3 protein-coding genes (1 of these 3 running past the window's edge) are annotated in these 20,299 nt (G+C 75.0%); all 3 read right to left on the reverse strand.

The features are described from left to right. On the reverse strand, positions 1-17,137 hold the 5' portion of the coding sequence (locus tag BM237_RS23560) for a non-ribosomal peptide synthetase (RefSeq protein ID WP_093851741.1). It extends 1,775 nt beyond the left edge of the window; the window shows 17,137 of its 18,912 coding nt (coding positions 1-17,137); the start codon lies at positions 17,135-17,137; its stop codon lies off the left edge, out of view. A 116-nt stretch (positions 17,138-17,253) separates the two neighbouring features. Next, positions 17,254-17,508, reverse strand: coding sequence for an acyl carrier protein (locus tag BM237_RS23565; protein ID WP_093851742.1), 255 nt, complete (start codon positions 17,506-17,508; stop codon positions 17,254-17,256). A gap of 168 nt (positions 17,509-17,676) precedes the next feature. After that, positions 17,677-19,479: a fatty acyl-AMP ligase gene (locus BM237_RS23570; RefSeq protein ID WP_245793982.1), complete on the reverse strand. Its 1,803-nt coding sequence runs from the start codon at positions 19,477-19,479 to the stop codon at positions 17,677-17,679. Positions 19,480-20,299 lie beyond the last annotated feature (820 nt).

Below are 20,299 nucleotides of genomic sequence, written 5' to 3' on the forward strand. Positions count from 1 at the left end.
CGGGGACCACGTAGGCCACGAGCCGCCGGTGCGGGCCGGCGGCGGCGCCGTCCGGTACGGAGGGGGCGCGGGCGACCACGACCGCTCCGGAGACGTCCCGGTGCGCACCGAGGGCCGCCTCGATCTCACCCGGCTCGATGCGGAAACCCCGCACCTTGACCTGGTGGTCGGTGCGCCCGAGGAATTCCAGCTCCCCGTCCTTGCGTCTGCGCACGAGATCTCCCGTGCGGTACATCCGGCCGCCGGGCCCGTCGAAGGGGTCGGCGACGAAGCGCTCCGCGGTCAGACCGCCGCGGCCCAGATAACCGCGGGCCACGCCGGCGCCGGCCAGGTAGAGCTCGCCGGGGACGCCGTCGGGGACCGGGCCGAGCCACTCGTCCAGGACGTAGGCCCGGGTGTTGCGCAGCGCCCTGCCGATCGGCGGAGCCCCCCGGGCGGCACGGTCGAGGCGGGCGGCGGTGGACCAGATGGTGGTCTCGGTGGGCCCGTAGACGTTGACCAGTTCGCCGTCCGGTTCGCGCAGCCGGGACGCCAGGGAGGCGGGGAGCGCCTCGCCGCCCACCAGCTTGCGCAGCCCGCGCAGTGCGTCGGGCGCGGTCTCGACCAGCATCTGCCAGGTGCTCGGGGTGGCCTGGAGGGTGGTGGCACCGCTTCGGGTGAGCAGTTCCGCCAGCGCCCGCGGGTCCCGTGCGGTGTCGCGGTCGGCCAGTATCAGCTCCGCGCCGCTGGTCAGAGGCAGGAACAGTTCCAGGGCGGCGATGTCGAAGCCGACCGTGGTGACGGCCACCAGCCGGTCCCCGGCGGCGAAGCGCAGCCGTTCCCGCATGTCGGCCAGCAGGTTGGCGAGGTTGCCGCGGCTGACGACCACGCCCTTGGGGCGGCCCGTGGACCCCGAGGTGTGCAGCACGTAAGCGGCCTGGTCCGGCAGCGGTGCGGGAACCGTGGGCGGGGGCTCGGCGGTGGCCCGTGCGGCGTCGGCCGCCAGGAGGGTGGCGGCGCCGCACGCGGCCGCGGCCGCGGTGATCGCGGGGCGGCTGTCCGCCGTGGTGAGCAGCGCCACCGGACGGGTGTCGGCCAGGACCGCGGCGATGCGCTCGTCCGGGTACTCCGGGTCCAGCGGCACGTAGGCGGCGCCGGTCCGCAGGACGCCGAGCAGGCAGGCCACCAGGTCGGCGGTGCGCGGAAGGCACACCGCGACCCGCTGTTCGGGGCCGGCGCCGCGGGCGGCCAGCTCCCCTGCCACCCGGTGGGCCCGCTCGTCGAGTTCGGCGTATGTGAGGCTCTCCTCCGCGCAGCGGACCGCCACCGCGTCCGGTGTCGCCGCGGCGCGGGCGCAAAAGAGCGCGGCGGCGTCCTCGGCCGGGTCCGCGGCGGTGGCGCCCCACTCGGCCGCCAGCGCGCCGCGTTCGGCCCCGCTCAGCACCGGGACGCGGCTGAGCCGCGTCCCGGGCTCCTCGGCGACCGCCAGCAGCAGGTCGTGGTAGCGCTCGGTCAGCCGCGCGACGGTGTCGGCGTCGAAGAGGTCGGTGGCGTACTCGACGGCGCCCTCGACGACGGTCGCGCCGGCCGGGTCGCGGGACTCGACCAGATTCACGAAGAGGTCGTACTTGGCCGCTGCCTTGGCGGGGCGCTCCACGGTGACCTCCAGGCCCGGCATGACGGCCTCGCCGCGCTCGTTGTTCTGAAGGGCCAGCAGCACCTGGAAGACGGGGTGCCGGGAGAGGGAGCGGGTGGGGTTGAGCGACTCCACCAGTTGCTCGAACGGTATGTCCTGGTGGGCGAAGGCGGACAGGTCGGCCTCCCGCACCCGGTCCAGCAGTTGCTCGAAGGTGGGGTCGCCGCTGAGGTCGGTGCGCAGCGCCAGGGTGTTGACGAAGAAGCCGACGAGGTCGTCGACCGCCTCGTCGCCGCGGCCGGCGACCGGGGTGCCCAGGACGATGTCCCGGCCGGCCCCCAGTCTGGCGAACAGCGCCGCGAGACCCGCCTGCAGCACCATGAACAAGGTCGCCTGCCGGGAGTGCGCCAGCGTGCGCAGCCGGTCCCGCAGCCGGGCCGGCAGGGTGAAGCGGTGGATCGCGCCGCGGTGGCTCTCCATCGCCGGACGCGGCCGGTCGGTGGGCAGCTCGATCTGCTCCGGTGCCCCCTCCAGCGCGTCGCGCCAGAAGGCGAGCTGGCGTGCGAAGAGGCTGCCGGGATCGTCCGCGTCGCCGAGCAGCCGCTCCTTCCACAGGGTGAAGTCGGAGTACTGCACCGGCAGCGGCCGCCACTGCGGGGCGCGTCCTTCGAGCCGCGCGGCGTAGGCGGTGCTCAGGTCGCGGGCGAGCGGCGCGAGCGACCAGCCGTCGCCGGCGATGTGGTGCAGCACCAGGGAGAGCACGTGGTCGCCGGGTCCGGTGCGCAGCAGCACCGCACGCAGCGGCAGGTCCTCGGTCAGCGTGAACGCGTGGTCGCACGCCTCGGCGAGGGCGGCCGGCAGGTCCTCCTCGGCGATGTCCACGACGGCCGGCTCGGGCGCGGCCTCACCGGGCTCGACCACATGCTGGTGGGGGACGCCGTTCTCGGCCGGGAAGACCGTGCGCAGGGCCTCGTGCCGGGCCACCACGTCCGCCAGCGCGGCGTGCAGGGCCCCGACGTCCAGGGTGCCGCGCAGCCGCAGGGTGAGCGGGATGTTGTAGGTCGCGCCGGGTCCCTCCAGTTCTCCGAGGAACCACAGCCGCCGCTGGGCGGAGGAGAGCGGGACACGGCGCGGTCGTCGCTGCGGCACCAGGCGGGGCCGTCCGGTCCCGGCGGTGTCCAGCCGCCGGGCCAGCGCGGCGGGCGTGGGCGCCTCGAAGAGCGCGCGGATGCCGATCTCCACCCCCAGCACCGACCGGATCCGGCTGATGAGCCGGACCGCCGACAGGGAGTGCCCGCCCAGGGCGAAGAAGTCGGCGTCCCGGCCGACCTCCTCCAGGTGGAGGACGTCGCAGAAGGCCGCGCAGAGGGCCTCCTCCCGCGGACCGGACGGCGCACCGCCGCCTGCGAGCGCCGTCCGGTCCGGGGCGGGCAGCGCCCTGCGGTCCAGCTTGCCGTTCGGGGTCAGCGGCAGTGCGGGCAGCGTCACCACGGCGGCGGGGACCATGTAGCCGGGCAGTGCGCCGGCCAGGTGGGCGCGTATCTCGTGCGGCTCGGGTCCGGTGTCCTTGTCCGGCACCGTGTAGCAGACCAGGTACCGGTCGTCCGGCCCGTCCCCGTGGACCGCCGCGGCGGCCTGGCCGACGCCCGGGTGGCGCCGCGCCGCTGCCTCGATCTCCCCCAGCTCGATGCGGTAACCGCGCAGTTTGACCTGGGCGTCGGACCGGCCGACGTAGTGCAGGCCGCCGCCCGGGTCACGTCTGACCAGGTCACCGGTCCGGTACATCCGCCCGCCGGTCTCGAACGGGTCGGCGACGAAGCGGGCGGCCGTCAGCCCGGGGCGCTGCCGGTAGCCGCGGGCCAGGCCGGGGCCGGCGACGTACAGCTCGCCGACGACGCCCGACGGCACGGGCCGCAGCCGCTCGTCGAGCACGTGCGCGCACAGGTCGTCCAGGGGGAGGCCGATGGGGCTGCCGCCGCGTTCCAGCGCGGCGTCGTCCAGCTCCAGGTGGGTGACGTGCACGGTCGTCTCGGTGATTCCGTACATGTTCACCAGGCGGACCGGCCGATCCCGCCAGGGGGCGAGCTGAGCGGTGTCCAGTGCCTCGCCACCGAAGACGACGTACCGCAGCGCCGCGGTGAACTCCGCGGGAACGCTCTGCTCGGTCTCCGCCCGCAGGAGCTGGAGGAAGGCGGAGGGTGTCTGGCTGAGCACCGTGACGCGTTCGCGGTGCAGCAGCCGCAGGAAGTCCCCGGGGGACCGGGCCACGTCGTGCGGCACGACGACCAGCCGGCCGCCGTACGCCAGGGCGCCCCATATCTCCCACACGGAGAAGTCGAAGGCGCTGGAGTGGAAGAGCGTCCAGACGTCCTCCTGCCCGAAGTCCATGGCCGAACGGCAGGCTCCCAGCAGTCGCGCGACGTTGGCGTGGCTGACGACCACGGCCTTGGGCCGTCCGGTCGAGCCCGAGGTGTAGATGGTGTAGGCGGGGTGGTCGGGGAGCAGGGGCGCACGGCGGTCGGCGTCGGTGACCGGTGCCGCCGACAGCCCGGCCGCCGCGGCCTCGGTCCCGGGCGAGTCGAGGAGCAGCCAGGGCGCCTCGCCGACCGCCCCGCCGAGCGTGTCGTGCAGGGCGGCCCGTCCCGCACGGGTGGAGAGCACCGCGACCGGCCGGCTGTCGCGGAGGATGTAGGAGGTGCGCTCGGCCGGGTGGTCGGGGTCGAGCGCGAGGTAGGCGGCGCCCGATTTCAGCACGGCGAGCATGGCCGGCACCAGGTCCGCCGAGCGGGGTATGGCCAGGGCTACGAAGTCCTCCGGTCCCGCGCCGAGTTCCAGCAGCATGCGGGCCAGACGGTTGGACCGGTCGTCCAGCTCGGCGTAGTCCATGGTCGTCCCGCCCGCGGTGAGGGCGGGGGCGAAGGGGGTTCGTCCGGCCTGGGCGGCGAACAGCGCGGGCAGGTCGGTGACGGTGGATCCGGTCCGTGCCCGCCGGGCGGCGGCTTCGGCCTCCGCCAGCAGCCGGCGTTCCTCCCCGGTGATGACGTCGAGCTGTCCCAGCCGCAGGCCGGGCTCGTGCGTCACCGCGCGCAGCACCGCCACGAGCCGCTCCGCCAGGGCCTTCGCGGTCGCGCGGTCGAACAGGTCGGGGCGGTACCGCAGGGTTCCGTCGAGTCCTGTTCCACCTGTGGACGGGGCACCGCCGGGCTCGGTGAAGGTCAGGTCGAGGTCGGTGTGCGCGGTGCCCTCGGCGGTCGGCAGCGGTTCCACGCGCAGGCCCGGCAGGTCCAGGAGGTGGTCCAGCGCTCCCCGGGCCGCGTTGTCGAGGGTGAGCATCGTCTGCACGAGCGGGTGCCTGCCGGGCGAGCGGGCGGGGTTGACCGCCTCCACCAGCCGTTCGAACGGCACGTCCTGGTGGGTGTACGCCTTCAGGTCGGTCTCGCGCACCCGCTCCAGCAGTTCCTCGAAGGTCGGGTCGCCCGAGGTGTCCGTGCGCAGGACCAGGGTGTTGACGAGGAAGCCGACGAGGTCGGCGGTCTCGGGCCGGTCGCGGCCGGCCGACGGGGTGCCCACGGGGACGTCGGTGCCGGCTCCGAGCCTGGTCAGCAGGGCGGCCAGGGCGGCGTGCAGGACCATGAACCCGGTGGCCCGGCCGCGGGCGGCCAGCGCCAGGATCCCCCGGTGCAGTGCGGCGTCGATCCGGAAGTCGACCCGTTCGGCGTGTGCGGGGGGCGCCGTCGGCCGCGGCCGGTCGTAGGGGAGCGGAAGTTCGTCGGGCAGGCCGCGCAGTTCCTCGGTCCAGTGGGCGAGCCGGCGGGCCGCCGGGTCGTCCGCGCCCTCCCCGGAGCCCGGCGCGCGGTGCTGCCGGAGCACGTGGTCGGTGTGGCTCGCGGCGGGCGTCGCCCACCGGGGTTCGCCACCGGCCGCGCGGGCCCGGTAGGCGGTGGCCAGGTCCCGGGCCAGCGGCCCCATCGACCAGCCGTCGGCGGCGATGTGGTGGATGACCAGGAGCAGGACGTGCTCGCTGCCCGGGAGCGCGAACAGGACGTGCCGCATCGGAACGTCCTCGGCGAGGTCGAAGGGCAGGCGGACGGCTTCGCGCACCAGTCCGTCGAGTTCCTCCGCGGACGCGGGGACGGCGGCCGGCGCGGAGGGGGGCCTCGCGGGCAGGACGATCTGGTACGGCCCCTCCTCGTCCTCGCGGAAGACCGTGCGCAGGCTCTCGTGCCGGGCGGCCAGGTCGCCCAGCGCGGCGTGCAGGGCGCCGGCGTCGAGGTCTCCGGTCAGCCGCAGCGCGACGCTGATGTGGTAGCCGCCGGCCTCCTTGTCGTAGCGGTTGAGGAACCACAGCCTGCGCTGGGCGTGGGACAGGGGCAGACGCTCCGGCGCCGGCCGGGCACCGGGGCCGGCGGGCCCCGCGGCCGGGGGTTCCCGGTACGGAGCGGGCTCCGCCGGTTCCACCGGTTCCCCGCCGCCCGTCAGCTGCGCGGCGATCTGCGGGTCGGCCAGGAGGTCCGCGACGGTGCGGCGGTCGAAGATCGTGCGGATGTCCAGCCGCAGACCGAGCTCGGCCCGGATGCGGCCCGCGAGGCGGACGGCCAGCAGCGAGTGGCCGCCCAGGGCGAAGAAGTCGTCGTCCACGGTGGCCTCGGGCACGCCCAGGACCTCCGCGAACAGCGTGCACAGGGCTCTCTCGGCGGCGGTGCGCGGCGCCCGTCCGGTGGATCGGGCGCCGTACGCGGGCGCGGGCAGCGCCCTGCGGTCCAGCTTGCCGTTCTCGGTGCGCGGCAACTCCGCCAGGACCACGATCGCGGCCGGGACCATGTACTCCGGCAGTTCCGCGGCGAGGTCGCGCAGCGCGGCGGCCGTGTCGAAGTCCGCCTCCGCCCCTTCCTCGGGCACCACGTACCCCGTCAGCCTCCTGTCCCCCGGCTCGTCCTCGCGCACGACGACGGTGGCCCGGGCGACGCCGGCGCGGCCGGCGAGAGCGGTCTCCACCTCGCCCAGCTCCACCCGGAAGCCGCGCACCTTGACCTGGTCGTCGGTACGGCCCAGGCACTCCATGATCCCGTCGGGCCGCCAGCGGCCCAGGTCCCCGGTGCGGTACATCCGCTCACCCGGTGTGTCGAACGGGCAGGGCAGGAAGCGCTCGGCGGTCAGGCCCGGCCTCCCGTGGTAGCCGCGGGCCACGCCGACGCCGGAGACGTATATCTCGCCGACGACGCCGACCGGCACGGGCTGGAGCAGGTGGTCGAGCACGAACATGTGGTTGCCGGGCAGCGGCCGGCCGATCGGCAGCAGGCCGGCCGGCACCTCCTCGCCGGGGCCGAGGAACAGGTCGGAGCAGTTGACGCTGGTCTCCGACGGCCCGTAGTCGTTGAAGACCGCGGCCTCCCGGTGGCGGGCGCGCCAGCGCTCCAGCATCTCGCCGGTGAGCGGCTCGCCGCCGAGCACGAGAGTGCCGGGGCGCTCGCCGGCGGCGCCGAGGACGCCGGGCAGCTCGTCCAGGAGCGCGACGTGGGAGGGCGTGCCCTTCACGAAGGTGACGCCGGCTTCCTGCACGTGTTCGTCGAGTTCCGCCAGCAGCAGGGTCCCGCCGGAGATCAGCGTGGTGAACAGGGCCGTCACCGTGAGGTCGAACGCCACCGGTGAGTGCAGCAGCGACACCCCGGCGGCGTCCGGGTAGCGGTCGCGGGACCGGACGGCGTGCGCGGCCAGCGAACCGCGGCCGATCGCCACCCCTTTGGGACGGCCGGTGGAGCCGGAGGTGTAGAGGACGTAGGCGAGGGTGTCGTGTCCGACCGGGCGCGGGCGCTCCCGGTCCGTCACCGGTCCGCCCGGGGTCCGGGCCAGTTCGTCCGCGGTTGCGGGCAGGTCGACGCAGAGGATCCGCCGCCCCGGCACCCTGGGCACCAGGTGGGCGTGGGCGGAGGTGGTCAGTACGAGGGCGGGGGCGCCGTCGGACAGGAGCAGCCCGATCCGTTCGGCCGGGTAGTCCACGTCCACCGGCAGATACGCCGCACCGGCCTTGAGCGCCCCCCACAGCCCGGTGAGCAGGTCGGCGCCGCGCGGGAAGACCAGGCCGACCAGGTCCTCGGCCCCGATCCCGCGGGCGATGAGGAAACGCGCCATGCGGTTGGCGCGCGCGTCGAACTCGGCGTAGGTCAGGCGGAGTCCTCCCGTACCGCCCTCGACCAGCGCGAGGGCGTCCGGGGTGCGGGCGGCCTGTTCCTCGAAGAGGGCGACGGGGCACTCCCGCCCGCTCGTCGCCTCCCCGCGCGCCCAGTCGCCCAGCAGCGTGGCGTGCTCGTGCGGGAGCAGCACGTCCAGCCGTCCCGCCGGGGTGGCGCCGGAGGTCGCCATGGTGTCGAGCACCTGCTCGAACCGCGCCGCCAGGTCGTCGACCCACTCCCGGGTGAACAGGTCGGGACGGTAGGTGAAGCGGAGCCGGAAGCCTGGGGCGGGGCCGACGGTGACGCTGAGCGGGTAGTGGTTGCTGTCGTGGCCGTGCGCGTCGCGCAGTGCGAGCCCGTCGCCCCCCTCACCGTCGAGGAGGCCGGCGGCGGGGTCCAGCGGGTAGTTCTCGAAGACGAGCGTGGTGTCGAAGATGTCGCCCGTCCCCAGCCGGCGCTGCACCTCCGCCAGCGGGACGAACTGGTGGTCCAGCAGTCCGGCCTGCTCCCGCTGCACGCGCCGCACCAGTGCGTCCAGCGGCTCGCCGGGGTCCAGGACGACGCGCACCGGCACGGTGTTCATCAGCAGGCCGACGACCTCCGCGGAGCCGGGCAGGTCGGTGGGCCGGCCGGAGACCGCGATGCCGAAGCTCACGTCGTCCCGGCCGGTGAGGCGGCCCAGCACAAGGGCCCAGGCCGTCTCGATCGCCGAGTTGAGCGTGACGCCGTGCCGCCTGGCCCAGCCGGTGAGGCGGGAGACGACCTCCGGGTTCATGGCGCGGTGGTGCGGGAGGGGCGCCGCGCCGCCGCGCGGGGCGTTCGGGGCGATCAGCGAGGGTTCGAGCCCGGCGAGCGCCCGTGCCCACACCTCCCGGGCCGCTTCGCGGTCCTGTCCGCCGAGCCAGGCCAGGTAGTCGCGGTACGGCCGGGCGGGGGGCAGGCAGTCGCCGCCGTCCGCCCCGTACAGCGCCATGAGGTCGCGCACCACCAGCGGCAGCGACCAGCCGTCCAGCACCAGGTGATGGTTGGTCAGGGCCAGGACGTGCCGGTCCGCCGCGGTCCGCACGAGCAGGAACCGCACGAGCGGCGGCCTGGAGAGATCGAACCGGCGGGCGCGCTGCTCGACGAGCAGGTCCTCCAGCCGCCGCTGCCGCTCCTCCTCGGCCGGTCCCGTCAGGTCGTGCTCCTCCCAGTCGGCGGGCACCCGTGCGGCGACCGCCTGCACCCACTCGCCGGAGCGGCGCTGGAGGAAGGCCGAGCGCAGTGCCTGGTGCCGGTCGACGACCCGCTGGGCGGCGTCCCGCAGGCGGACGGCCGACAGCTCTCCGTCGATCTCCAGAACCAGCTGACCGACGTAGACGTCCTCCGCCTCGTCGTCGAAGGTGCTGTGGAAGAGCAGGCCCTCCTGGGCGGGTCCGAGTCCGAGCAGGTCGGCCACCCGGAAGTCCGCCGCCGCCTCGCACTCCTCGATCTCGTGCTGCTCCAGACCGCCGGCGCCGGTCTCCGAGGGGATCAGGCCGCTGCCCTCGGGGGTGCCGGACAGTGCCACGAGCTCGTGCAGCGCCGCCTCCCACTCCCGCGCCAGCTCGGTCAGCCGCGCCTCGGACATCGAGCGGGCGGAGGCGTTCCAGCGCGCCGCCAGTACGGGCCCCCCGGGGCCGTCCTCCAGAAGGACGGTCAGTTCCACCTCGTGCGCCAGCGGGAGCTCCGGTGGCTGCGGGGCGACGCTGTGGCCCGCGACGGCCCACGCCCCGCCTCCGCCGGCGCCGTCCGCGGCGGAGGCGACGGCGGAGGCAACGGCCACCCGCCCGAGGTAGTTGAAGCCGAACTGAGGGCGGGGCAGTGCGGGGCCGCCCTCACCGGGGGACGGTCCCGCGCCGCCGTGGCGCAGCAGGTCGTGGCCCAGCCCGGCGTCCGGCACGGTGCGCAGCCGCTCCTTGGTGTCCTTCAGCAGCCGCGCGGCCCCGGCACCGGGCCGCAGCCGCACCGGATGGACGGAGGTGAACCAGCCGACGGTGCGGGACAGGTCCACTTCCGGCAGGAGCGCGTCCTGCCGGCCGTGGCTCTCGGTCTCCACGACGAACACGGGCCGGTCGCCCAGCACCCGGGAGGCGGCCAGCGCGTAACCGGCCAGCAGCAGTTCCCCGGTCTCCGCGCGGAGCGCCGCCGCAGCGGTGCCAACGAGCGCGTCGGTCAGGCCGGCCGGCAGTCTGTGCTCGGTCTCGCGCGCCGAGCCGTGGGTGTCGGCGTCGGGGTCGAGCCGCACCTTGAGGGCGGCCACCTCGCCGTCCGGGTCCTCCAGGCCCGTCAGGGTCTCCCGCCAGTGGGGGAGACTGCCGGTCACGGCGGGCCCGGCGGCCAACGCGGCGGCGCGGGTGGCCCACTCCCGCAGGGAGGTGCCCTCCGGCAGCGGGGACGTCCGCGCGGCGGGGGCGGCGGACGTGTCCCAGAGCTGACGGATGTCGTCCAGCAGGATCCGCCAGGAGACGCCGTCCACACAGAGGTGGTGGGCCACCAGCACCAGCAGGCCGCCTCGCTGCGGACCGCGGTCCAGCCATGCGGCCCGCAGCACGGCGCCCGCGCTCGGGTCGAGACCGTCCCGGGCGCGCCGGGCCTCCTGCTCCACCGCTTCCCGCAGCGCCGTCTCCGGCAGGTCCGCGGCGTCGCGGTGCCACAGCAGGTCCGCGGCCGCGACAGAGCCCGGCTCGCCCACCACCAGGCCGTCCGGCGAGCCGCTCCGGTCCGCGGCGGCCCGCAGCCGCAGCGCTCCGTGGTGGTCGATCAGCGCCTGCAGCACGCGCCGGACGTCGTCCGGGCCGGCCTTCGCGGGAGTGGTGAGGACCATCGACTGGTTGAACCGGTCGGCGCCGCGGGTGCGGAGCGACCCGGTCCTGGCGACGAGCCGTGCGGCGGCGGGGACGTACGGCAGCGGCCCGCTGGGGGCGAGCCGCTCCGGCTCGGGCCGGACATCCTCGTCCCCGGCCGGACCGGCGTCCCGGGCCACGGTCGCCAGCTCGGCGACCGTGGGGTGCTCGAAGACGTCGCGCACGGTGAAGCGCAGTCCGGCCCTGCGGGCGCGGCCGACGAGCTGGATGCTGACGATGCTGTCGCCGCCGAGCGCGAAGAAGCCGTCCTCCGGTCCGGCCCCGGGCAGTCCGAGCACTTCGGCGAAGAGCGCGCACAGCAGCTCCTCCCGCGCTCCGCGCGGCGCCCGGCGCTCCGGGCGCCGGCCGAAGTCGGGCGCCGGCAGAGCCCGGTGGTCCAGCTTGCCGTTGGGGGTGAGCGGCAGGCGGTCCAGTTCCACGAGCGTGGCGGGCACCATGTACCCGGGCAGCCGGGAGCGCAGCCGCTCCAGGAGGGCGGCCGGGTCGGGCCCTCCGCCGACCGTGTAGCCGACCAGGCGGGCGGGGGCGGCGGGGGTGTCCGCGGCCCCGGGGCCGCCGCCCGTGCCCCCGGTGAGGACCACGGCCGCCTCGCGCACGCCGGGCAGTTCCAGCAGCGCGGCCTCCACCTCGCCCGGCTCCACCCGGAAGCCGCGCACCTTCAGCTGGGCGTCGGCCCGGCCCTCGTAGACCAGTTCGCCGTCCGCGGTCCACCGCATCAGGTCGCCGGTGCGGTACATCCGCTCCCCCGGTTCCCCGGACGGGCAGGCCACGAACCGCTCCGCGGTGGCCGCCGCCCTGCCGCGGTACCCGCGGGCGACCCCGGGCCCGCAGACGTACAGCTCGCCCGTCACGCCCGGGGCGACCGGGTGGAGACGGTCGTCGAGCAGGTGCACCCGGGCGCCCGCCACCGGGCGGCCGACCGGCACGGGCCCCGGGCCCGTGCCGGTCCCCGTCCCCGGGGCGATCCTGAACTCCAGGCAGTTGACGGTGGTCTCCGTCGGCCCGTAGCTGTTGAAGACGGTGGTGCCGGGGCGGCCGCCCCGCCAGCGGTCCAGCCGCGCGCCCAGCAGCGGCTCGCCCGCCAGGACGACCGTCCCGGGGGCCGCGGAGCCGCCGAACTCCTCCAGCAGCGCCAGGTGGGAGGGCGTGGCCTTGAGGAAGTCCGGACACTCCTCCTCCCACTGCGCGATCCCGGCCTCGTCGAGTTCTCCCACCCGTATCCGCCCGCCCGCGGCCAGCGGCCCGTAGACGGTGGCGACCGTGAGGTCGAAGGCGACCGGTGAATGCAGCAGACAGGTGCCTCGAAGCGCCTCCCCGTAGGTCTCGACGGTCCGCTCGACGAACGCGTCCAGCGAGTCCCGCTGTACGACGACGGCCTTGGGGCGGCCCGTCGAACCCGAGGTGTAGATCGTGTAGGCGGCGTTTTTCCCGGTCACCGGCCGGGCGAGGTCCGTCGCGTCCGGCACGGTGGGGTCGTGACCGGCGAGTTCGGCCTCGGTGTCCTCCTCCCCCAGCACCAGCACGGCGTGTCCGGTCCCCGCGGGGAGCGCGCCCAGGTGCGCGCCGTCGGTCACGGCCGTCGCCGGAGCGGAGTCCGAGACGGCCCACCGGTTGCGGTCGACCGGGTGCCCGGTGTCGAGCGGGAGGTAGGCGGCGCCGGCCCGCAGCACCCCGAGCAGGGTGGCGACCAGATCCGCTCCGCGCGGCAGAAGCACGGCGACGAGGTCCTCGGCCCCCACGCCCCGGGCGGCCAGGGCCCGCGCCAGCCGGTTGGCACGGGCGTCGAGTTCGGCGTACGTCCACACCCGGCCGGGCTCGGCCACCGCGGTGGCCTCCGGAACGAGGGCCGCCCGGGCGGCGATTCTCTCCGCCACCGGCCCGGCGCGGTGGCCGCGGGCCCTTGCCGTGCCCCACTCGCGCACCGTGCGGTGTTCGGCGGCGCTGAGGACGTCGACGGCCCCGATCGGCCGGTCGGGGCCGTCGGCCATCGCGGTCAGCACGCCGAGCAGCCGCTCGGTGAGCCGGTGCGCGGTGGCGGCGTCGAACATGTCGGCCGCGTACACCAGCGCTCCCTCCAGCGCCTGCCCCCGCTCGCCCGGGTGCGTGAAGTGCCAGGAGAGGTCGAACTTCGTCTCGCCGGACTCCACCGCCCCGATCCGGGTCTCCAGCCCGGGGAACCGGGCCCGTGCCCGGCGCCGCTCCGTGCCGTTGAGGACCAGCATGACCTGGAAGAGGGGGTGTCGTGCGGTGGAGCGCACGGGGTTGACCGCGTCCACGACCCGGTCGAACGGCACGTCCTGGTGGGCGAGGGCCGCGAGGTCGCCGTCCCGCGTCCGTGCCAGCAGTTCGGCGACGGACGGGGTTCCCGAGACGTCGGTGCGCAGGACCACGGTGTTGACGAAGCAGCCGACGACATCGTCGAGCGCCTCGTCGCCGCGGCCGGCCACCGGCGTGCCCAGCGGGATGTCCGAGCCGGCCCCCATGCGGCTCAGCAGGAGGGCGACCGCGGTCTGCAGCACCATGAAGGGAGTGGCCCGTACGCTCCTGGCCAGCTCTTCCAGCCGGGCGTAGAGCTCGGGCGGCACCTCGAACCGCGCCGCCGCGCCCCGGCGGAGCGGTTCCCGCGACCGGGGCCGGTCGGCGGGAAGCCGTATGTGGTCCGGCAGCCCGGCCAGGGCCCGGCGCCAGTGGTCGAGTCCCTCGGCCAAGGCGGCGGCGCGCTCCTCGTTCCCGTGCTCCCACAGGGCGAAGTCGGCGTACGTCACCTCCGGCTCCGGGAGGCCGGGGGCCCGCCCGGCGAGCCTGGCCGCGTAGGCCGCGGCCAGGTCCCCGACCAGCGGTCCCATCGACGCCCCGTCGGCGGCGATGTGGTGGACGAGCAGCAGCAGTACGTGTTCCCGCTCGCCGGTCCGGTAGAGCCGGGCGCGTAGCGGCAGGTCCTCGGTGAGGTCGAAGACGTGGCCCGCGGCGGCGCGCAGTTCCCCGGCGAGTTCCTCGGGCGCGACGTCGCGCACCGGCAGCCCGGGGCGGTGGCCGCCGGGGGGTGCGATGTGCTGTTCGGGCACGGCCTCCGCGCCGGCGGCGCCTTCCGCGGCGGGCCGGACGGTGGTCCGCAGCGCCTCGTGCCGGTCCACCACGTCGCCGAGCGCGGCGTGCAGCGCGGGGACGTCCAGCGGCCCGTCGAAGCGCAGGGTGGTCGGGATGTTGTAGGCGGCCGAGGCTCCCTGGAGTTCGTCGATGAACCACAGCCGGCGTTGCGCGGACGACAGCGGTACCCGGTCCGGCCTCGGGCGGACCGGGCGGACGCGGCTGCCCCTCTCCGCCCGGCCGCCGAGCTCCTCCGCCAGCCGGGCGACGGTCGGGGCCCGGAAGACCTCCCGTACCGTGACCGCCCTCCCCAGCCTGTCGCGGATGCGGCTCGCCAGCCGGGCGGCCAGCAGGGAGTCGCCGCCCAGTGCGAAGAAGTCGTGGTCGGCGCAGACCCGTTCGACGCCCAGCACCTGCGCGAACAGCTCGCACAGGGCCTCCTCGCGGGCGTCGCGCGGTTCCCGTCCCGCGGGCAGGGGCGCGGCGCCGGGGGCGGGCAGCGCCGTGCGGTCCACCTTGCCGTTGGCCGTGCGCGGGATCTCCGCCAGCGCCACCAGTGCCGAGGGGACCAGGTGGGCGGGGAGCCGGGCGGCGATCAGCCTGCGCCACCGTTCCACGTCGGGCTCCTCCGCGGGACGGTCCCGGCCGGCGGGTTCGGGCACCAGGTAGGCGACGAGCCTGCGGTCGCCCGGCCGCTCCTCGCGCACGGTCACCAGCGCCTGCGCGACCCCGTCGAGTTCGGTGAGGGCCGCCTCGACCTCGCCCGGCTCCACCCGGAAGCCCCGTATCTTCACCTGGTCGTCCGCCCGGCCGGCGAACTCCAGCACGGCACGGCCCTCTCCCCGTACCCGGCGCACCAGGTCCCCGGTGCGGTACATCCTCTCGCCCGCTCCGCCGTAGGGGTCGGCGACGAAGCGTGCGGCGGTGAGGCCGGGGCGGCGCAGATAGCCGCGTGCCAGTCCCGCACCACGCAGGTACAGCTCTCCCGTCACCCCGTCGGGAACGGGTCTGAGCGCGGCGTCCAGGACGTAGGCGTCCACACCGGCCTCGGTGTTCCCGATGTCCGGCGCCCGGTCGCCGCCCGCCGCGCAGCGTCCGGAGGTGGCCTGGACGGTCGCCTCGGTGGGCCCATAGACGTTGAACATCGAACGACCGGGCGCCCATCGGGCGATCAGCGCGGGCGGAGGCTGCTCACCGCCGGTGACCAGGACGGCCAGGTCGGGGAAATCGCCGGGCGGCACCGTGGCCAGCACGGTGGGCGGTGCGAGGGCCGTCGTGACGCGCCGGGTGCGCAGGAAACCGGCCAGTTCCTCGCCGGCGAGTCCGTGCGGCGGGATGACGAGACAGCTCCCCGACGTCAGCGCCATCGCGAGTTCGGCGACCGCGACATCGAACCCGAGGGCCGCGAGCTGCGCCACCCTGGAACCGGGGCCCAGCCCGTAGCGGTCGGTCTGCTCGGCCGCCAGTGCGGCGATGCCGGCGTGAGTGACCACGACTCCCTTGGGGCGCCCGGTCGAGCCGGAGGTGTAGACGACGTACGCGGGCAGCTCCGCCGGAAGCTCTCCGGCCGGGGGCGCCTCCGCCTCCTCGTGCCACGCTCCGTCGCCGAGGAGGTCGCCGCTCGACACCCACGGGCAGCCGGTGTCCGAAAGCCCCCTTCCGGCCTCGCCGACCACCAGGGCGGGACGGGCGTCGCGCAGCAGGAACTCGATGCGCTCCGCCGGATACTCCGGGTCGACGGGGAGGTAGGCGCCCCCGGCCCGCTGGACTCCGAGCACCAGTGCCGCCAGTTCCACCCCCCGCGGCACCGCGAGGGCGACGATGCTCTCGGGCCCCACGCCCCGGGCGGCCAGCCGCCGGGCCACCCGGTCGGCGCGCGCGTCGAGCCGGGCGTACGTCCAGACCTCCCGGTCCGATTCGACCGCCGGGGCGCCGGGGGTGCGGGCGGCCTGCCGGGCGAAGAGTTCGGGCAGGGTCCGGGCGGGGAGGTCCCGTCTCGGGCTCCGCCCGGAGGCCAGGGCCCTGGCCTCCTCCGGCGCGTCGAGCAGGCGCGCTCGGCCGATCGGGGCGTCGGCGTTCTCGCCCGTGCGCGTCAGGAAATCCGCCAGCCGCCCGGCCAGCGACGCCACCGCCTCCTTCGAGTGGAGCCGGGGGTTGGCGGTGACGGTGATCGTCAGCCGCCGCCCGTCCCCCGGAGCGCCGAGCAGATTGACCGCCAGGTCCTCGACCGGCCCGGCCGACAGCTCGTGCACCGGCGACAGGCAGTCGCCGAAGTCGAGCACCGGGGCGAAGGCCATGACGTTGACCAGCGTCGGAGTCAGTGAGGCGGTGTGCGGGGAGAGCCCGAGCGCACGGCTGATGTCCTCGGTGCGGTGACGTTGATGCCGCAGCACGGTGCCGAGCTCGGCCGCGGTCCGCTCCAGCAGCGAGGCGAACGGCATCCCCTGCCTCACCCTGAGCCGGAGCGGCACGACGTTCGCCAGCATCCCGGGGGTGCGCACCGCGGCGGGCGTGACCCTGGCGGCGACCGGGAACCCGAGGACGAGGTCCTCCCCGGGCACGTGGCGGCTCAGGAAGGCGGCCACCGCCGCGGTGGCGAACACCGACCAGGTGCTGCCGCTCTTCTCCACTCTCAGGCCCAGCGCGGCGGTGTCGGCGGCACAGACGTGCACCGAGCACCGCAGCGCGTCGGACGCGGCGTACGTACCGGACGCACCGGGTGCGGCGGCGCCGGCGACGCTCGTGGGGGACGGGAGGTCGCCGAGCCGCCTCCGCCAGTGGTCGGCGTCCGCGCGGTGGCGGGCGGAGCGCCGGTAGTCGCGGTCCTCCTCGGCGAGGCGGGCCAACGACGCGAAGGTGCAGGGGGGCGGCTCCTGGCCGGCGCGCAGCGTGCGGTACACCGCCGCGAGTCTGTCCAGGTAGAGCGCGGCGCCGAACCCGTCGAGGGCGAGGTGGTGGTAGCGCAGATGCAGGATGCCGCGGTGGTCGCCGAGGAGTATCAGGGTGTGCCGGCAGGTGTCACCGGCGGCGAGGTCCCACGGCTCCGCCTGTCGGCGGTCCATCCAGTCCAGGGCCTCGGAGCGCGGGTGGCCGCGGCCGCGGAGGTCCAGCCTGGACAGCCCTGTCTGCGTGCTCGGCGGCCGGGTGAGCACGAGTTGCTCCAGTGCGCCGTCCCCGTCCTCCCGGAAGGCGGTGCGCAGCGCCTCGGTGTCGGCGACCGCCCGGCGAACCGCCTCGCCCAGTATCTCCTCCACCACGTGGTCGAGTTCGAGGTAGAGGCCGCAGGTGTAGAGTCCGTCGTCCGATCGCAGACGCTGTGCGGTCCAGATCCCGGACTGGGCCGAGGTGGCGGCCACGCGGTCTACCGGGGGCTCCAGCATGCTTCTCCTGCCCTAGGTCTGAAAGTCTGTCGGCGCGCCCGGTCGCGCGGCGGCGCTCGCACGCACGGGAGCTCGGCGCGTGCGTGCGCGTGATGTGACGGGGCCGGGGCCGGGCGTCAGCGTTCGGCGCGTGAGGCCAGCCGGGAGGTGATCGCGTCGATCGTCTGCTCCTGCCAGAGCAGGCCCAGGTCGCACTCGACGTCCAGATGATCCTCGACCATGCCGCACAGGGCGGTCCCGGTCACGGAGGTCATGCCGTAATCGGTGAGGGGGATGTCGGTGGCGAGGGATTCCGGGGGAACGCCGAGGCAGTCCGCACACTGTTCGCGCAGCCACTGCCGTAGGTGATCGGGGGACGGGGACGGGGACATGAGGTTTACGACCTTCGTCTTCGGTATGAGGGACGACCGTCGGCCGCCGGGGAGGCGGTCCGGACGGCCGGCGCCCTGTTCCGGGGCCGACCGGTGCTTCCGGGTTCCCCGGGGTCCGGGGTCCGGGGAGCTTCCCGACACGGTGAGCGGATCAGAACGATGGCGTCGTCATGCGGTGGGGGCGGAGGCGCCACGGAGTGGATCGCCTTCCCGGAACGCCGCCATGAGCCGGTGCGCGCCGGGGTCGGCGTGGACGCGGAGGAGTTCACCGGCCCGGAAGAGCCGGGCGGCCAGGCGGCGCTGTACCTTGCCGCTGCTGGTACGCGGGATGCCGCCGCGGCGCACCAGCACCACGCCCACCGGGGCCAGGCCGAACTCGCGCGCCAGCGTCGCCCGCATCGCCGTCACCAGTTCGGTGCAGCGGTCGCCCTGGACGGACGGGGCCACCTCGTGCGTGACCACGACGGCCTCGCCCTCTTCCGCGGGGACGGTGAAGACCGCCCCGGTCATGCCGAGTTCACCGTGGTGGACGCGCAGCCCGTGCTCGACGTCGTGCGGGTAGATGTTGCGGCCGTGCACGATGAGGAGTTCCTTGGTACGGCCGGTCACGTACAGCTCGCCCTCGTACAGGATGCCGAGGTCACCGGTGCGCAGCCACGGCCCCGAGCCGTCCTCGGCCACGGCGAACGTCTCGGCGGTCGCCTCCGGTTTCCGCCAGTACCCGGCTGCCACACTCGCGCCCCTCACCCGGATCTCGCCCACCGCAACGCCCGAGACGGGCTCCCCGGTCACGGGATCGACCACGGAGACCTCCAGTGCCGGGGGCCGGCCGCAGGAGACGACCTCGCGCGCCGGGTGCCCCGCCGCCGCCTCGACGAAGCGGTGGTTCTCCAGTTCCGCGGCGTCCACCCGCCGGGTGCGCGGCTCACCCGTGGACAGGGACACCAGCAAGGTGGCCTCGGCCAGTCCGTAGCAGGGGGTCATGGCGTCAGGGGGCAGCCCCGCGGGGGCGAACTCCTTGGTGAAGGCGCGGAGTGTCCCGGCCCGGATCGGTTCCGAGCCGTTGGCGGCCCAGCGCCAGCGCGACAGGTCGAGGCGGTCGATCTGCTCGGGCTTCACCCGCCGCACGCAGTAGTTGTAGGCGAAGTCGGGTGCGGCGGAGAAGGTCAGGCCGAAGCGGTCGATCAGTACGAGCCACAGGTGCGGCCGGCGCAGGAAGGCGCCACCACTCATCAGCACGGCGGCACCGCCGCTGAACAGCGCCGGGCTCAGCAGCCCGAACAACCCCATGTCGTGGTACATCGGCAGCCAGCCGCCCAGCCGGGGGGCGGCCCCCAGACCGAAGCCGGAGAGCAGGCTCCGCACGTTGTCGGCGAGCGCGCCGTGGGTGACGACGACGCCCTTGGGGTCGCCGGTCGAGCCGGAGGTGTACTGGAGCACCGCCACGGTGTCGGCCCGGATCTCGGGTCTTCGCCACTGCTCCGGCTCGGCGTCGTCGGGCAGTTCGTCGACGGACAGCAGTGGCAGATCGTCCAGCCCGGCCCCGGCCGCCCACTGCCTGACCTCGGCCTCGGTGTCGGAGACGGTGAGGACGGCGCCCGCGTCGGCGTCCCGGGCGATGCCCGCAACGCGCGTAGTCTCCAGGGAAGTTCCCGTGGGCAGCGGCGCGGGGACTGCGACCATGCCTCCGTAGAGGCATCCCGCGTAGGCTGCGGCGAACTCCGCGGACTGCGGGAAAAGCAACAGCACCCGTGATCCTGCGCCCAGGCCCGCCCTGCGGAGAAGGACGGCGATGCGGCGGGCCCTGCCGTCGAGCCAGGAGTAGCTCCGCAGCGCCTCCTCCCCCTCGTGCTCGGGATCCCGCACCAGGCCGACCGCCTTGCGCTCGGGGTCGGACTCGGCCGTCGCCGAGATCGCGGCCACCAGATGAGGGCCCGCCAGCACGTCCTCCGCGGCCCCCACTCCGTTCACAGGCTCCACTGTCCCCCCTCACCGCCCCGGCGGGCGTCCACTCCACCGGGGCGCGGGCCCGCGCTCCTCCGGTTCTCCGGTGCCACGGAGGCATCGCCGCGCCCCGCCCGGGTCCGGAAGAGCCCTTCCGACGGCCTTCCGCCTGTCGATCGAGCGCCTGCGCGCCGCAGGCCTTCCTGGTTGTGCATCCTTCGCCGACCTTCCCCATAGGAAGTTCTTCCACAGGTCGCGCACGCACTTTGCCCTCTTGACAAGAGCTCCAAGCCCTATATATGCCCACACAGAAAGAGGGCCGATGGCAGCAAGCATACAGACCCGAACCCGTTTTGATTAGAGTCCGCAGCCGAACAGATTGTGATCCGATCCTCCCCGCAAGCCTTCGCGTCAAATATTTACAATTCATCAGCGGCTGCGCCGTAAACCATGATAAAACCTCTTTGTCCGTTTCCGATTTCAGCGGCCGCAGCGATGTTCGAATAATCGCCCATGCACATCTTCGAGGCCATCGCAAGAGGGCGTCGGGCGAAGTGGGTCTTGACAAGACAATCAGAATGCTCTTACGAGTCAGGCTTTCTCCGCGGCGGTTATCGAGCCGGAACTCCCGGGCTGCCGGGACGGCCGTGGGGTGGACGCGGCGGGCCGGGGAGCGGCCATCCGCCGCGCGAGGACGGCGGATGGCGCGGCGGATGGCGCGGGCGAGGCCACCGGCCGCCCGGCCCGGAAAGGCCTGAACGTGCCACGCGCCGGCCCGCACCCGGTCATTGCCACGCCGGTGGCGACCCAAGACGGCTTCCGCACCCCTACCCGGCCCACCCGGTAC

This window comes from Streptomyces mangrovi, assembly GCF_900114215.1.
Lineage (GTDB): Bacteria > Actinomycetota > Actinomycetes > Streptomycetales > Streptomycetaceae > Streptomyces > Streptomyces barkulensis.